This window comes from Candidatus Darwinibacter acetoxidans (genome assembly GCF_041936445.1).
Classification (GTDB): Bacteria; Bacillota; Limnochordia; order Darwinibacteriales; family Darwinibacteriaceae; genus DTU010.
In genome coordinates this window covers 12,835-28,612 of record NZ_JBHGXH010000139.1, presented here as the reverse complement: position 1 = coordinate 28,612, position 15,778 = coordinate 12,835, and the positions used below count along the sequence as shown (strand labels likewise).

The 15,778-nt window shown below is 57.9% G+C and carries 11 protein-coding genes and 1 pseudogene; 2 read left to right on the top strand and 10 right to left on the bottom strand.

All coding sequences use genetic code 11. The annotated features are described in order from the left end of the window. Positions 1 to 51: 51 nt before the first annotated feature. Positions 52 to 480, bottom strand: coding sequence for a hypothetical protein (locus tag ACE4YL_RS05110; RefSeq protein ID WP_461358542.1), 429 nt, complete (start codon positions 478 to 480; stop codon positions 52 to 54). A 375-nt stretch (positions 481 to 855) separates the two neighbouring features. On the opposite strand from ACE4YL_RS05110, the gene ACE4YL_RS05105 reads away from it, so the two are divergent. Beyond that, on the top strand, positions 856 to 2,298 hold the full coding sequence (locus ACE4YL_RS05105; protein WP_461358543.1) for a serine hydrolase domain-containing protein: 1,443 nt from the start codon (positions 856 to 858) through the stop codon (positions 2,296 to 2,298). A gap of 362 nt (positions 2,299 to 2,660) precedes the next feature. Here ACE4YL_RS05105 and speE read toward each other — a convergent pair whose 3' ends face one another. From speE to ACE4YL_RS05075, 6 genes are all read right to left on the bottom strand, one after another. Further along, on the bottom strand, positions 2,661 to 3,512 hold the full coding sequence (gene speE, locus ACE4YL_RS05100; RefSeq protein ID WP_461360002.1) for a polyamine aminopropyltransferase: 852 nt from the start codon (positions 3,510 to 3,512) through the stop codon (positions 2,661 to 2,663). Positions 3,513 to 3,526: 14 nt separating this feature from the next. Then, the gene (gene speD, locus ACE4YL_RS05095) at positions 3,527 to 4,285 is read right to left on the bottom strand and encodes an adenosylmethionine decarboxylase (RefSeq protein ID WP_461358545.1); all 759 of its coding nucleotides are present in this window, start codon (positions 4,283 to 4,285) and stop codon (positions 3,527 to 3,529) included. A gap of 55 nt (positions 4,286 to 4,340) precedes the next feature. Next, a complete protein-coding gene (locus ACE4YL_RS05090) occupies positions 4,341 to 4,889 on the bottom strand; it encodes an ATP-binding protein (RefSeq protein ID WP_461367287.1) in 549 nt (182 codons plus the stop codon). After that, complete coding sequence (locus tag ACE4YL_RS05085; RefSeq protein ID WP_461367289.1) at positions 4,795 to 5,013, bottom strand: hypothetical protein; 219 nt, start codon at positions 5,011 to 5,013, stop codon at positions 4,795 to 4,797. Before ACE4YL_RS05085 ends, ACE4YL_RS05090 begins: the two co-directional genes overlap by 95 nt. Beyond that, on the bottom strand, positions 5,010 to 5,375 hold the full coding sequence (locus ACE4YL_RS05080) for a hypothetical protein (protein WP_461369327.1): 366 nt from the start codon (positions 5,373 to 5,375) through the stop codon (positions 5,010 to 5,012). The genes ACE4YL_RS05085 and ACE4YL_RS05080 overlap by 4 nt, the downstream gene beginning before the upstream one ends. 1,012 nt (positions 5,376 to 6,387) lie before the next feature. Continuing rightward, positions 6,388 to 7,524 carry a glycosyl hydrolase family 8 gene (locus tag ACE4YL_RS05075; protein WP_461358547.1) on the bottom strand — a complete coding sequence of 379 codons (1,137 nt, stop codon included), beginning with the start codon at positions 7,522 to 7,524 and terminating at the stop codon, positions 6,388 to 6,390. Positions 7,525 to 8,394: 870 nt separating this feature from the next. Between ACE4YL_RS05075 and tnpC the strand changes: the two are divergent. Continuing rightward, a pseudogene (gene tnpC / locus ACE4YL_RS05070) lies at positions 8,395 to 9,972 on the top strand (IS66 family transposase). Between the two features lie 158 nt (positions 9,973 to 10,130). On the opposite strand, the gene ACE4YL_RS05065 reads toward tnpC, so the two are convergent. From ACE4YL_RS05065 to ACE4YL_RS05055, 3 genes are all read right to left on the bottom strand, one after another. After that, the gene (locus ACE4YL_RS05065; protein ID WP_461369326.1) at positions 10,131 to 13,685 is read right to left on the bottom strand and encodes an AAA family ATPase; all 3,555 of its coding nucleotides are present in this window, start codon (positions 13,683 to 13,685) and stop codon (positions 10,131 to 10,133) included. Next, on the bottom strand, positions 13,675 to 14,949 hold the full coding sequence (locus ACE4YL_RS05060) for a metallophosphoesterase family protein (protein ID WP_461359652.1): 1,275 nt from the start codon (positions 14,947 to 14,949) through the stop codon (positions 13,675 to 13,677). The genes ACE4YL_RS05065 and ACE4YL_RS05060 overlap by 11 nt, the downstream gene beginning before the upstream one ends. A gap of 140 nt (positions 14,950 to 15,089) precedes the next feature. Beyond that, the gene (locus tag ACE4YL_RS05055; protein ID WP_461359653.1) at positions 15,090 to 15,758 is read right to left on the bottom strand and encodes a DNA alkylation repair protein; all 669 of its coding nucleotides are present in this window, start codon (positions 15,756 to 15,758) and stop codon (positions 15,090 to 15,092) included. Positions 15,759 to 15,778 lie beyond the last annotated feature (20 nt).

Here is a 15,778-nt window from a genome sequence, read left to right as displayed (position 1 = left end):
AACGGCACTGAAGATGCTCAATGCCGCTCGTGTCATGCCTCTGCCGCCGCTTTACAGCTCTCTTTCCATCTCTTCCAGGCGAGTCAGTACCTGCTGCACTTCCCGCTTGACATAGGCCACTTCCCGGAGGCTTTCGTGGATCCTGCTCTGGGTCAGCCAGTCTGAGATGATGTTGTCGAAAGCGATATCCAAAAAGGCCTGGAAGCTGCCGATATTCAACGACTCCCGCACAGAGAGATTGATATCCCCCAACTCCTTCTGGAGGCGCCTTAAGGCAGCCTGTACTTGGCGGAGCTGGTCTTCGGCTTTGTTGATCTTGCCGAATTTCACCAAACTTGATAGGAAGCTCCGGTTGGAAAACAGGTCGAAAAAGCCCCAATTGCGCGCCCCGCGCAGCGTCCTTTCCACCTCATCCAGCCGGCGCAGCACTTCCCGGGCAGCTACCTTAGCCTCCAGGACCTCCTTTTGCTGATCAGTCACCTGCGGTCCCCCTCTCTTCCTTGAACTGACTCAAAACCTAAGCGGTTCCTAAACTTCCTTTCACCCAGGATCCACGGCCCACCCAGTAACTCAGGTATCAACGTTCAAAGCAACCGTTAAGGGAAGCAGTAAAAAGTCTGCCACCTCAAGTCGATAGTACTGAGCGGATGTGGCATCCTCCTTCGAAAGCCCGCGCCATCTTTACGGGTAGTATTAGGCATCCACCGTTTATCTCCTTGTCCTTTGCTGCAGGTAAACCCGGAGACTTCTACAGGCAGAAAACCCTCGAAATATCAGGCCAAGGAGCGGATTTGGAGGGGTTTCTCCCTGTTTGGCGAATAATCGCGGAAAATGCCTTAGCAAAGGATGAGCGAGATGTCGGAAACAGAAGGTCTCAAGCGCACTACCCCAGAAAGCCAGGGCCTGCCCTCGGCTGCAGTCGGCGAACTTCTGGATTATTTTGCCCGCAAGCGGCTGGAGATCCATTCCCTGATGCTCCTCCGCCACGGCCAGGTGCTGGCGGAGGGCTGGTGGAAGCCCTACGGTCCTGAACGTCCCCACATGCTCTTTTCCTTGAGCAAGAGCTTCACCTCCACGGCCATTGGCTTTGCCGTGCAGGAAGGTCTGTTCACTGTCGACGATGAGGTGTGCAGCTTCTTCCCGGAGGAGCTGCCGCAAAAGGTCGGCCCCAACCTGGCCAAGATGCGCATCCGCCACCTGCTCACCATGTCCACAGGCCATGAGGAGGATCCATCCGGGCGGGTCCACGCCGCCCCCGACGGCAATTGGGTGAAGGCGTTCTTGGCGGAAGAGGTGCCCCGGGAACCGGGCACCCACTTTGTGTACAACACCGCCGCAACCTACATGCTCTCCGCCATCCTGCACAAGGTTACAGGCCAAAGGCTCCTGGACTACCTAACCCCCCGCCTCTTCCAGCCCCTGGGCATCACCGGCGCCACCTGGGAGAGATGCCCCCGGGGTATCGACACCGGCGGGTATGGTTTGAGCTTGAAGACTGAGGATATCGCCAAGTTCGGCCAGTTCTACCTGCAGGAGGGTATGTGGAACGGCCAGCAGCTGCTCAGCCCCGCCTGGATCCGGGAAGCCACCAGCAAGCAGATTGACAACGACAATGTGGCCATCGAATGGCGGCAGGGCTATGGCTATCAGTTCTGGCGCTGCCGGCACAACGCCTACCGGGGTGACGGCGCCTTCGGGCAGTTCTGCGTTGTTGTCCCGGAAAAGGATCTGGTGGTGGCCATCACCGCGGGAACCGATGATATGCAGGGGGTCTTGGATGGCATCTGGGAGATCATCCTCCCCGCGCTTTCCCCCGATCCCCTTCCGGAAGCCAACGAAGAACAGGAACGGCTCCTGGCCAAGCTGGAAAACCTGGCCCTAGCTCCCCTCCCCGGGGAAAAGCGGGGCACTGAAGAGAGTTTTGCTGGACGCTACGTCTTTCCCCATAGCGAGCTGGGGGTAAAGGCCATTAGCTTCACCTTCCGCGACGATTCCATCTACGCCGCTTTGGAACTGCCCCAGGGCCAGGCGGAGATCACCTGCGGCTACGGCCGCTACGGCGAGGGCAGCTTCCCCCCGCCGAGCCCCTCTGTCCAGGGCAGCTCACCGGCCTTTTCCTGCGCAGCCCGGCAGAGCGCCAACACTTTGGAAATCATGACCCGCCTGGTGGAAACACCGTTTTCCTATCACTTAACCTGCACCTTCACTCCCGGGGAAGTTGAGCTGAGCTTCCGCATGAATGTCGGCTTCGGCAGGCGGGAATTCCCCCCTGTACGTGGCAAGCTGAGCGGCCGCTGAAAAGCGGCCGTTTCTCTTTTGGCGGTTACCGCTTCCAGCGAGGTAGCACTGGGGCGCGGCCTTTTGGACGGCGGCGCATCTGCAAGCGGTAAACAAGGTCCACCGCCAGAGATAGATGCCCCTGTGCCGCGCCCAGAAGACACTCAACAGCCAGTGGACCAGATAAAGATCGATCATCCCGGCAGAGCTGGCCCAGCAGGAGGCCATGCACCCCTCTGAGGCGGCGCGGCGGCTGGAGGCGTTGAAGTCAAGACAAAAAAACCAGCGGGATGCGCTGGCATTTCTCATCTACTTGGCAGGGCGCGGCAGGCCGAGGCCCAAAGCAGGCGCCGAATGGACTCAAGAGTAGGTACAGCTCCGCCTTACTCCACCGCCGCGAGCAGCTCTTCCACATAGACCGGCAGGGCAAAGGCTCCCCTGTGGAGCTTGGTGTTGTAGTAGCGGGTCTTCAGCCCGAGGGCTTCCCACTCCTGCGCCCGCAGATCCTTCACAGGATGATACTTCTTGGAGGCAAACCCAAAGAGCCAGTGTCCAGAAGCATAGGTGGGGATACAAGCTTGGTACACCCGGCTGATGGGGAAAACCTGGACAATGCGGGCATGGGCGCGCTGGCAGGCCCTGGCATCTTCTGCGTAAAAGGGCCCTTCGTGCTGGTTGACCATGATGCCATCATCATTTAGGATGCGGAAGCAGTCTTGGTAAAACTCCTGGGTGAATAAGCCTTCACCGGGTCCGATGGGATCGGTGGAATCAACAATTATCAAATCGTATTTAGTGCCGCACTTGCGCACGTAATCTACCCCATCGGCAAAGTGCAGCTGAACACGGGGATCGGCAAAACCGCTGGAGGTGGTGGGAAAGAACTCCTTGGCCACCTGCACCACCAGCTCATCGATCTCCACCAGATCTATGTGCTCTATGCGGTCATAGCGGCAGAGTTCCCGCACAGTTCCCCCATCGCCGCCCCCCACCACCAGCACCCGGCGGGGACTGGGGTGCACGGCCATGGGCACATGGGTGATCATCTCGTGGTAGATGAACTCGTCCCGCTCGGTGATCATGATCAGGCCGTCGATTAGAAGAACCCGCCCGAATTCCACCGAATCAAGCACATCGATCCTTTGGAAAGGGCTCTCTCCACTGTATAGATGGCGGGTGACCCGCAGGGAAAGACGCACGTGATCCGATAACTGCTCAGTAAACCAGAGGTCCAATCCATCCACTCCTTCTAGTAGACGTTGCAGCCGCTGAAGATCTCCATCATCTCCCTGCGCAAACTAGCGGCGATCTCCATGCGCTCCTTGGGGGAGAATTCGTAGGGGTCGGTGTTGAAGAGGTAGTTTTCCAGATCCAGTTCCCTGATGAGCAGCTTGGTATGGAAGAGGTTAGCTCCGTATACGTTGATGTCCACTGCATCGTACTTGGCGAGGATGGCGGGGCTGATGAAGTCCTGGATGGAGGTGATGTCGTGATCCATAAACAGCTTCCTTCCATCCACGGCCCGGGTGAAGCCCCTCACCCGGTAATCTATGGTGATGATATCGGAGTCGAAGGAGTTGATCAGAAAATCTAAAGCATTGAGCGGGCTGATCTCCCCGCAGGTGGCCACGTCAATATCCACGCGGAAAGTGGCCAGGCTGGTATCTGGGTGGTACTCAGGGTAAGTATGCACCGTGACATGGCTCTTGTCCAGGTGGGCCACGATGGTATCGCCCACGGGAACCAGCTCTTCCTCGGCGATCAGCACCGTGACTGAAGCACCTTCAGGCTCGAAGTCCTGGGTGGAAATGTTCAGCACCTTGGCGCCGATCATGTCCACCACTTCCGTCAAGATTTCCGTCAGGCGCTGGGAATTGTACTGCTCGTCGATGTATTTGATATAATCCTGCCGCTCCCGTCTCGACTTGGCATAGCAAATGTCATAGATGTTAAAGCTCAAGGCCTTGGTGAGGTTGTTGAAGCCATACAACCGCACTTTTTTCTTCATCTATCCTCCCCCTCTACACAGACTGCACGCTGCGCAGCGTCGTCTCGGTAATATCTTATGTACAGCCCCTGTAAGTTGCCTTAAGGATATCAAAGCCCGGACCAAGTGTCAACTTTTTCACAGGGCGGCAGAGCTTCCCAGCCGCCAAACTGGGCCCCACTGCGAAGGGAGAGGGGCCTGGGAAAAGCAAAAAGCCCGCTGTGCGGGCAATTGCTGAGTAGTGTGGATAACCTTTCGCCTTGGAGGATCTCCAAAAAACTGAACCCACTTCGAGAACTCCAGGTTCGTGCTGATGATCAGCTTCCACCAATTCGTTGGCCAAGGCCGGGGCGCTGTAGAAGCGCACCCGGTAGCCATCATTGCAAGCCAGAATGCCTAAGGCTATCGAAAGATGGGTTTTGCCCATCCCTGGGTTGCCCATACAGATGATGTTTTCACGGCGCTTTATGTAACCGTTGTCTGCTAGGCTCCAGATGGTTTCTGGCTTAACGTGTTCTAGGTTCTCGAATTCAAAAGTATCCAGTGTTCTCAGGGGGAACCTGGCCGCTTTGATCCGCCTTTTCCGTTGATTCTCCTTTCTCTGCTCGGCTTCTGTCTGCAACACCTGGACGAGAAACTCTTCGTAGCTCCTTGGCCAGAGCCTCCCGAAGCAGCTGCTCAGGATGTGCGATGGTGGGGAGCTTAAGCTGTTTAGCGTAGAGGCGTATGAGTTCGATCGTTGCGTTCATGCGGACTTACCCCCCGCCAACATGGAATCATAGGCAGAAAGGTCAACCTGCTGGATTTGAAGTGGATCGGTGATGGGCTTGTCCGGCTTGCTGTCGCACTGCCCCAGCTCCAGTTTGGTTCTGACCGCTTCGTAAGCATAGGGCCCGACACTGGCCGCGGCCTCCATGGCCGAAAGAACGACGGGGATGCCATACTCTGCCATTAGTCTCAGCAACTTGACAACTTCATAGTCGCTGCCAAGCTTCTTGGCAAAGCCCCAAAACGCTGCAGGCAAACCGACGGCTCTTACTGCCTGAGCGTTCCACACTGCCCGCGGCTTCTTCTCCAGCAGCGGAAGGTAGTGCTCTAGCTTGTACTGCACGCAATCCCGCCCATAGAGGCGGGGTGGCTGGCGATTCTCTGGCCCCGCTGGTCGCAGTTTGGCCACCTCTCACTCTGAACCCAGCGAAAGGATAACGATAAGAGGGCATCCGACCTTTGGGATAGCCAGAAATCACTTTTTTCCCCATATGCGGGCTTTGTTGGTTGTTCTGATACATGATCCGTTTCAGGTATGCAATCGTCTGGCTATCAATGTTGTTGATGTCGGTTTGACTCTTCCCTTGCTTACTCGGCGGAACACTTTGATGAACCAGGTCTCCTAAGCGTTTCGGAAGGACTCTGCTGTTTGAGCCGTTACAGCAGAAGTCCTGAGATGTGGAAATCACCGGAATGCCGCTGACAGCTCCGGTGATCTGCTCCAAGACAAGCCTGCCGAACTAGTAAACGTACCGACTCCAGCTCAATCCTTCAACCCAAACATAGAGATGACGTCTGTCTTCGAGCGTTCAACATCGTCGATGAACTACAGCTTCTCGATTTCTCGGACGGACAGAAACAACCCTTCGACGTCCGGGATTTCCCCCTTCTTGATCCTCTCCTAGATAGCATTTCCATGTAGGTTAGACGATGGAGAATATACCGTTGCGTTGCTCGATTTCAGAAGCAGGTCAATGGCCTCTGCCTCATTTCCGCCCAATATGAAGTTCCTTGAGTTCAAGGACGTCATCACCTCGAGCGCCACCGCCAACCACCATGGTTTTCGATGGAACACACTCTACTGACTTCCTTGTTCATCGGAGAAATCGGAATAGTGAACGGCATCGAGCGTAGTCTACTTCCAACGATACCACCAACTATAGGCTTTACCGTGCAAGCCTCGGGGACGGTCTATGTCCCGGGCGCTTGCTGGTTGAGTAACAACAACCTTGTCCCCACTTCGATGGCCCGGCCAGCCCTACATAAGAACCGGCGGCACGGGCAGCGACGGTATCAGACCCAAAGCAGCCCAACCAGAGCATGTCTGTGCGGTTCTGGGCATCTCCCAAGCAAGCTCAGAAGATGATGCGATACTTGCCGCTCAACGCAAGCAGGCTGAAGAAATAGAGACAGTTGTCATAGTATCGCCTCTTCCCCTTGCGGAGAGGGAGGTTCCAAAAGCGCTCCACAAATGCCTTCCTGTGAGGACCATTGCTGGCGAGTGAAGCCGCTGCGTTCGTGGCTAAGAGCCCCACAGGGTGCAGCGCCGGTTCTTCGATGACAGTGCCGTCCACAGCGTAAACCTTATACTCTTCCATGGGCACATGGGCAAAGAACTCTTGAATGCGGTTGGACTGTTCGACCTGCCAGGGATCGGCTCGGAACCATTCATAGTCCAGCGCTACATTGAGGGCAACACGGTAAGAGTCGCTGTAGAAGTTGCCGTGGCCGCGGGTGAAGTTTGGAGTGCCGTCATACTCCGAGTACTCTGGGGCAAGCCCCGTGACAGGATGGCAGGCTCGTTTGAGAAAGTCGCGGCTGGCAGCGGCGGCTTCTTTCCAAAACTGACGATCCTCTTCTGGCCCCCAGAGCGAAAACAGCTCATAGAAATGGGGTAGATGGTAGGAAGGATCGGTCCAGGGAGTCTCAGGGACAAACTTGATCAGTTTGTTGGTGGGATCCCACATGGGGTCGCCTTCTTCCCCACCTTCGCCTTTATGGACACAGGCAGCGAGAATCTGCTTAGCCTGCCTGCTGTAGTCGAAGGGGTATTCCCCATCGCCCCAGCGGTTGGAAGCAAACAAGAGCGCCATGGCAAAATACTCTTCCCCATCAGGGGCTGGACCCTGGGCGAGTCGGGTTCCGTCGGGCCTGCATGACCAGGCGAAGTAGTGCTTGTACCGGCCGCTATCATGCCACATGTAAGTATGGGTCCACTTCCAGATGCGGTTGAAGAGCTCTTGGTTGTCCATCTGCACGGCCATCATCATGCCGTATGACTGGCCTTCCGTACGCACGTCTAGGTTGCCGGTGTCGAGCAAATAGCCCATGTCCTCCCCAGCTGGGTAGTAGATGCGGGTGTTTTCATCGCCAAAGAACAACTGCTCAAAGGTGTCAGCAACCTTTTTCTCGATCTCTTCTTCCGGGTACCCGAACTCCAAAAAGACATTGCGGTACTCGCCGGTGAAGGATGCGCCTTTTCTGTTTGTCATTCGACTCCACTCCTTGGCGTATTTTGCATAACCGGTTCTGGACCCCAGCTGGGGGCGATGTGCAACAGAAGCTTCTCGTTTCATGTGGTTCTTCATGGTTTCCATATGCCAACCCCCGGCGGCTTAGCACTCATCGTCATTTGCGGCTCATCTTCTTACCGTGCATAGGAAAGAACACATGGTTTGGTTCGTGGGAGAGTATTGCTGTACTGCGTATAGTCGAACTGTTCTTCTCTCCGTTGCCCTGATGTAGACTTCAGTACAGTTCTGCCATTCTGCTTGACTACCCGAAACTGCCACACATTGTACTTGTTCCTATGCGCCATCTTCAGGAAATCGCGGACTGCGATCTCACCCGGAATCCACACGAACTCGGTGGGAGACTCCAAGAGCAGGATAAGTGCATCGACTTTCTTTGCTTTCAGCAGTCGTCGTGTCAGATTGGTAATCGTAAAAGTCTACTTCCCCACCTCAACAGGTCGTTCCGCCCGAGTAGGCAATCCTCACGTTCACCCTATCATCCAGGCAGAACGCGTTTCTGCCGAAGATGCTTTTAGGCCTTTATCAGCCCCTGTTCCTTCGGGTAGTCAAGGTACTCCCTGTACTCACCGTAAGCATAGTCTTCCGACAACGCCGAACAGTGCTGAAGACTGTGACGTCCCTGGGAAACACATCCACGATCGCGATCACCATCCTTCGCAGAACATCTCTAGATCAACTTGATCAGCGGCGTTAGGTCTACAATGTCTCAGCTATCACTGAAGCCCCTTTTTTTCTCTGCCAGACCCAATACACCTTCAGAGGGGAGGGTCGGGCATCGACCCGCTACTCCGCGTCCAGCAGGACACGTTGGTCGCCGGGACGAAGTAGATGGGTACGGAAAACACAGCTAAAACCATCGATCCAATCAAATACTCCTGGCAAGAACGAGCTCTCATAGCTGAGGAACGCGCACTTAAGGCTGAAGCTGAACTGGCCAAAGTCCTGCAGAAACTGCAGTATGTGGAAGCTCAACTGCGCCTGCTCACAGCGAAGCGCTTTGGCCGGTCCAGCGAGAAGACAAACAAGAATCAGCTTCAGCTTTTCGAGGATGCTTTCAACGAAGCCGAAGCCACTGCAGAGCCTTTGGCTCCCGAGCCGGAACTGGTCACCGTCCAGGCCCACAAGAGAACCAAGTCCAAGGGCAAGAAGGGCATCAATCTTGAAGGCCTGCCCGAGAATGTGGTCGAGTACCGCCTTCCCGAGGAAGAGCTGATCTGTTCCTGCGGCCATGGAAGGCACATCATCGGCCAGGAAGTCACCAAAGAGCTGGTCGTGGTGCCGGCTCAGTTTTCCGTTACCAAGCATGTGCAGTATGTCTACTCCTGCCGCCACTGCGAAACTCATGGGGATGGCAGCGCTCTTGTGATGGTTAAGGCCCCGAAGCTAAACAGGGCTTTCCCTGGAAGCATTGCTTCTCCTTCCGCTGTAGCCCATGTCATTGAAGAGAAGTATGTGATGGGCGTGCCCCTCTATCGCCAGGAGCAGCAGTGGTCACGAAGAGGTGTGAATCTCTCCCGGCAGAACATGGCCAACTGGATCATGCATGCCCAGCACTGGCTGCAACCAATCTATGACCGGATGAAAGAGAAGCTTTTGGAACAGGGCATAATCCACGCTGATGAGACCACAATCCAAGTACTCCAGGAAGACGGCAAGAAAGCCGAATCCCAGTCATACATGTGGCTGTACCGTTCGGGGCGGGCTAGTCCTGGGATTGTGCTTTTCGAGTATCAGCCTACCCGGTCCGGGGAACATCCCAAGGGGTTCCTGGTCACGGATGCCTATGCTGGCTACAATGGTATTCCCGATGTAACCAGGGTGAGCTGCTGGGCCCACGCCCGGCGCGATTTCGATGAAGCCATCAAAGCCGCTGGAAGGAGGGCTCAAGATCCCAAATCCTTAGAGGGGCTTAAGTTCTGCAACGCGCTCTTTGACATCGAAAGAGAGCTTGAGGACCTTGACCCCCAAGAACGCTTTGAGCAGCGGCTTCAGCGCAGCAAACCTGTGTTGGAGGCTTTCTTGGCATGGCTTGAAAAGACCAGCGCAGAATGTGTCCAGCAGAGCCACTAAGGGAAGGCTGTTTCCTACTGCCTCAAGCACTGGAAAGAGCTCAACAACTTCCTTCTGGATGGACGGCTGGAGCTCAGCAACAACAGAGCAGAACGTTCCATCAAGCCGTTTGTGATCGGGCGGAAGAACTTCCTGTTCTGCATCACCCCGCGGGGAGCCAGGGCCAGTGCCACAACCTACAGCGTCGTTGAATCGGCCAAAGAGAACGGCCTGAAGTCATTCGAGTACCTGAAGTACTTGTTCACGGAACTGCCCAACGCCACGGCCAAAGATCTGGACGAGTTCTTACCTTGGTCAGAAACCATACCGGATTACTGCCGCACAACCCGGAAATGACCCTAAACCTCTCCCATTACAGGGTAGAAGCTTTTTGTTCCTTTCACCCCACCCCAGGCCTGTAGGATCCTCAGAACGTTTACCATCTTAAGCCTTTTGTCACGGTACGGTCGCTTTAACGCTTACGGAGGATCGACCTCGCCTTCCCCTGTCGCGGTTTACCCCAGCACGGCCGAGGGCACTGAAGGCTCAACGGGCTCCACCTCTGCTGCGTCGCCACCCAAAAGGTACAGGGCCAAGTCCTCTGGAGCCAGCTCCTGCTGGGCCAGCTCCACGAGGCGCAGGTGGTGGGTGAACATGATCACCTGCGTCTTGCGCCCCAGCTCCGCCAAGGTGCGCAGGGCCGCGGCGGCGCGGCGATCGTCGAAATTGATGAGCACATCATCCAGGATCAGGGGCAGGGGTTCTTTGGCCTCCAGGTAGCGTTCAATGCTGGCCAGGCGCAGAGCCAGATAGAGCTGATCCTGGGTGCCATCGCTCATCCCCTGGACCCCCACCAGTTCGCCGGCGCGCTCTCCTTTGATCACCAGCTTGTCCCGGTCGTCGTAGTCCACCGCGAGGCTCTGGAAACTGCCGGCGGTAAGCTCTTTAAAGATCTCGCCGGCCCGCTTCAGTACCGGGTTTTGGTGCTCCTGCCCGTAGCGGTCCACAGCCCTGTGCAAAATAGCTGCGGCTAGTCTCAACTGAACATAGCGCTCCACTGCCCCAGCTAAGCGGGCCAAGGTATCCTGGGCCTGCGCGGCCGCTTCCACCGCGGCTAGACTTGTGCCCTGGACCTTCTCCTTGTACTCCTTCTCCGTGACGCCGAAGGCCCGGTTTAAGGCCTCCTGCTGTGCTTCCAGCTCTTCCAGTTCCCTGCCGAGTTGGGCCAGCTCACCAGGGAGGCTGTCCACCTCCACCAGCTCCGCTTCCGCCTGCAGTTCCTCCAGGGATAGTCCATCTCCGGTGCTGAGCAGCTGTTCTTCCAGCTCCTTGATTTTCTGGCGCAGCTCTTCCGCTTCCCGGTGCTGCGCAAGCAGCTGCTCCAGCTCCTCCCGGGTGGTGCACTGGGCCGTGGCCATAAGCTCCGCCAGCCTCTGTTCGCTTTGGGCCGCGTGCTCCTGCAGCTCCCTCAAGTTCCTTTGGGCCCGTTCCAGCTGCTTGAGGACTTCTTCTTTGGCGGATTGGTTTTGCTGGGCAGCCTGCACCCTTTTCATGAGCTCCCGGACCGCCAGGGGAATGCTCTCCAGAGGCAGATCTAAAGCGCACTGGTGTGCCACCTGCTGCACTTTTGCTTCGTAGGCCTCTTTGAACTTGCGCTGCTGGTCCCGGCGCCGCTCAGCTTCCCGGAGCTGGTCCAAAAGCTCGAAGAGCTGCTGCAAAGCCGCGACATAGCGCTTTGCGACCTGTACGGTTGTGCTGGCGGGAAGAGCCAGCTGCTCCATGGCTTCGGCCCAGCGGCTGGACCAAGCCTGTTCTTTCTCCTGGGCAGCCTTTAGGGTCTCTTGATCTCTGCTCAGTGCCGCCTGCTGGTCGCTGAGGGCCTGCTGCAAACTGGTCTGCTCTCCCCAGCGCCTTTGGGCTTCTGCAAGGATGAAGTTGGCCCGCTCCAGGAGTTCCGGAAGGCTGCCCTGGTCAGCTGCGCCCAGTTGCTGGAGGGCCGCTCCCAGCTTGGTCTTAAAGCCTTCCACATCTTCCTTAAGCCGCTTCGCTTTAATTCTGCCCTGCTGCAGCTGGGCAAAGCCGTCAACTAGCCTTGCAGCCTCTTCCAGCCACTGTTTCATCGCGGCAGGGTGCAGAGACTCCAGCGCAAGGCCAGCCCAAATCTCCAGCCAGCGCCGCTCGAAGTCCTCTTCCCGGGCCTGCAGCTCCTGCTGGGCCCGCTGCTTGTTCTGGAGGATCTGGACGGCGCTTTCCAGCTTTACTTCCAGGCTCTGCAGCTGGGCCACCCGGTCCGCTTCCCGCCGCAGTTCGTCCGCGATGCGGTCCGCCTGACTTACGCTTGCTTCATAGGCTTCCGCCAGGGGTTGGTCCGGGGAAAACTCCTTTTCCTTCTCCCGATCGGGCTGCCCCTCCAGCCAAGCTCTGCGCACCAGCTGCCAGCCGTAATCTCGGCGTTCCCTGGCGTTAAGCAGGTCCTCTTCCGCAGGGACAGCTCCCCGGGTCTGCTGCAGTTTGATCTGGAGCTGGTACCCGGAGATCTCCTCTTCCAGCTGCCTGATTTCCTTCCCCAGGGCGTCCCGCTCTGCTTTGAGCTCCTGGTACTCCTGGTGAAAGCTCTCCACGGTGGCCGCCGGGGGCAGTTTGGCCTGGGCCAGTTCTGGCAGGGTCCCGCCCCACAGGGCGAGCCTACTCAGCTGACCTTGGAGCAGCTGCTCCTGTTCCTCCAGAGCCAGCAGCTGGTCTTTGTACTGCTCTTCCAGATTGCCTTTGGCCTGAATCTCCTTCACCAGGCGCTGCAGTTCGGTGGTATCCTGGACCGGCCCGAAGGCGTCCAGCTTCCCTTTGGTCCGCTCCAGCTCTCCGCGGCGCAGCTCCACTGCTTCCCGGGCCTTGGTAAGCTCTTTTTGGATCTCACCGTACTCCTCAGCTAAATCCTCCACCAAGGCGATGGCAGTGAGGGGCCGGCGATACTGTTCGGCCTCTTTCAGGTCTGCGGCCCTGGGCTGCAGCTCTTTCAGCCGGGAGAGGGCCCCCTGCCTGGCCTCGGCAATCTCCAGTTCCACTTGGGGCAGGGCATCCACCCACTCCTGGTATTTCCCCAGCCCGCTGAAAAGGTCAGCCACCGTTTCCCCTTGGGCCAAGAGTTCTTCAGGAATGTCCAGTTCTGCTAGCTGAGCTTCCAGCTCCCGGATCTGGCCCTCTACGGTCTTCTCTTGCTGCTCTGCGCTGTGCAGCTGGGTAGTGAGGTCCTGATAGAGCTGGGCGCTGCCCGCGGGCAGAGAAGGCAATGGGCCAAGCTGCCTCAGCCGCTCCTTTTGGGCGCGCCCTTGGGTGAGCAGGGGCTTGGTGCGCTGGATGCGCTGGAGCTTGGCCTGTCTGCTGCGGGCTTCCTTGACCCGGCGGGCGAGCTCCGCCAGCTCTTCCTGTTCCTGTTGGTACCTTGCTTCTAGCTCCTCAAACGCCTGCGCGGAAAGGCCCACGGCCTCCGCGGCCTTTTTCTGCTCCTTGTAGGCGCTCATCAGCTGGTTCACCGCGGGATTCTGGCCCTGGGGCAGATAGAGGCTCCTGGCCTTCTCCTCTAATTCCTGGAAGGTCTCCCGGAGATGGCGCAGGCCCGAAGCGGCCTCGAAAAGGCTCTGGCTGAATTCCCCGCCCGATTCCAGAAGACGCTGGCCCCCTTCCCTCAGGCGCAGGTGGTCAAGGCCGAACATGTCCTCAAACTCAGGCCGCCTCAGGCCGGCCAGATAGGAAGCGAGCAGATCATCGGGTAGGGTGTTTCCATCCAGATCCGAGATGGTGTTCTTGTTCCCTTTGCGGCGGATAAAGGCCAGCTCCTGCCCATCGGCCAGCTGCAGACCCATGACAATGCGCAAGCTCGCGGGTTTGTGCTGGAACGCGTGGGGAGATATCCGGGGGATGCCGAACAAAGCATCACCGATGGCAGTGAGCAGGGTGCTCTTCCCCGCCTCGTTGGGTCCGTAAATTAGGTGCAGCCCCCGCTCGGGGGCGAAGCTAACGGCCTGCTCAGTGAAGATGCCGAAGGCAGGCAGGCGGAGATACCTAATCCTCATGGGTGCTCACCTCCCGAGCGGTCAGTTTCACCTGCGCCAGGTCCTTAGCCGCAGCTAGGAGCTCTTCAAACACCGCTGAGTTCTCCCAGTTGAGGTCGGGATGGTTGGCGAAGAGCTCATGGGGCAGCTTGGCCTTGAGCGCCGCCAGCTCCTGCTTGAGTTCAGCCAGGAATTCGGCGTCTTGGCCCAGCTCCCTGAAGTACTTCTCCAAAAAGCCCCGGGGCAGTTCCTCAGGCAGGGGCCCCCCTGCCGAGCTGGGGCTGGTCGTACGCAGCTTCACCTTCTCCAGCCAGCCTTGGCGGAAGGAAGTGTCCAGCACGGTGGCGCGGATCTGGTTTGCCCACTCCTCCCTCTGGCCCACAAGCTCCCCGTGGGCCGGGGTGCTTCCGGTGAGCTCAAAGCGGAAGACCACGGGCCGCCCCTCGGCCGCTTCCATTTCTTGGAGGACAAGCCCGTGGATCCGCTCCAGCACTTCTTCTGGAGTGCGGAAACCGGTGCAGTCCACCCGGCAGCGGGACCAGCGCAGCACATCCAGGCGGCGCTCTTCCACAGTGAGGATCTGGCCGTGGTCAAAGGTGACAAGGGTGCAGCCTTTCGGCCCCCCTTCGTTGATGTGCCTTCCCTGGAGGTTACCGGGGAAGACAACCCAGGGGCTGCCCCGCTGAACTTCTTCCCGCCCATGTACATGTCCCAAGGCCCAGTAGTCGTAGCCCTTGTTGACAAGCTCCTGGGGGGAGCAGGGCGCGTAGGGCTCATGGCCTTCCCTGCCATCTAAGGCGGTATGCAGCAGCCCGATGTTAAGCAGGCCCTGCTCAGGGTCTGGATAGGCCCGGGCCAGGTTCTCGGTGACCTGGCGGGTCGGGTAGCTCTGCCCGTGGATGGCGACGCCTAAATGTTCGATCAGCTTAGTCTCGGGCCTTTGGTGATCGAAGGTATGTACATTGCCCGGTAACGGGAGGCTGCGGGTGATCACGCTTTGGGCATCGTGGTTACCCCGGACAATGAACACCGGGATGCCCGCCTCCCGCAGTTTGTTCATACAGCTAACTAAGTACAGACCGGTGTTGTAATCCCGCCAGTCTCCGTCATAGAGATCGCCGGCGATGAGCAGGAAATCCACCTGTTCCTCCAGGGCCAGCTGGATCAGGTTGTCGAACGCCTGGCGGGTTGCGTTTTTGACCTGGTCCGGCGCGCCTTCGTAGCGCTCCAGGCCCCGCAGGGGACTGTCTAGATGGATATCGGCGGCGTGGATGAACTTGCCCAAGGACTCTCCTCCTCTGTGCAGGTAAAAGGGTATGGCACATAATTCTGGAAATTTGGAGGATCTCCTGCTGGAAAAAGGGGACTGAACGCGGCCACCCAGACACGGTGCCCTGGCGCGCTGCCCCCGTCAAGGGGGTAACCCTACTGCATCAGGATTCTTCGCCTCTCCTCACCGAGTTTCTCCAGGGCACAGCGGAAGGCAACCCGGGGCATAACTGCCCTGTGCTTTCGGAGATAGGTAAAGACCAGATCCGGTTCCTTAGCGGACAGCTCTTTGAGCATCCAGCCATAGCCCTGGCGGACTAGGTCGTGTTCGTCCTGCATCAGCAGGTCAGCCACCTGGAGGGGGTCTGTCTCCATGTATTTGCCCCGCCTGATGGAGGGGATGAGCACAACCGCGGCGGCGCGGCGCAGCCAAAACTCCCGCCGTTCGGTCCATAGGAGGGTTTTTCTGGAGAGCTCTGGATACTGGCAGATCAGTTCCCCAAAGGCATGGGTGCAGAAATCGTCGCAGTCGCCCCAGCCCCGCACATACTCTTCCAGCCAGCGCTGGAAAACGGCAAAGTCCGCCTGATTGTACTGTCTGCGCACCCGGTAGGCAAAATCAAAGGCGATCACCTTCATGGGCCAGCTGCGCTGCTCTAAGAGCTCTTCGCAGAGGGAAAACACATGGTCCTTGGACCTGTCCCCCAGGCTGCGAAAGGCCTGGGAGGCGATCTTGCGGACATCGCCGGTTTTGATGTGGGCCCCGGAGGACGTCCAGCTTACCCGTTCCAGTTCTGCCTTGATCCGGGAAACCAGATTATCCATGGCTTAACCGCCCTCCGGGT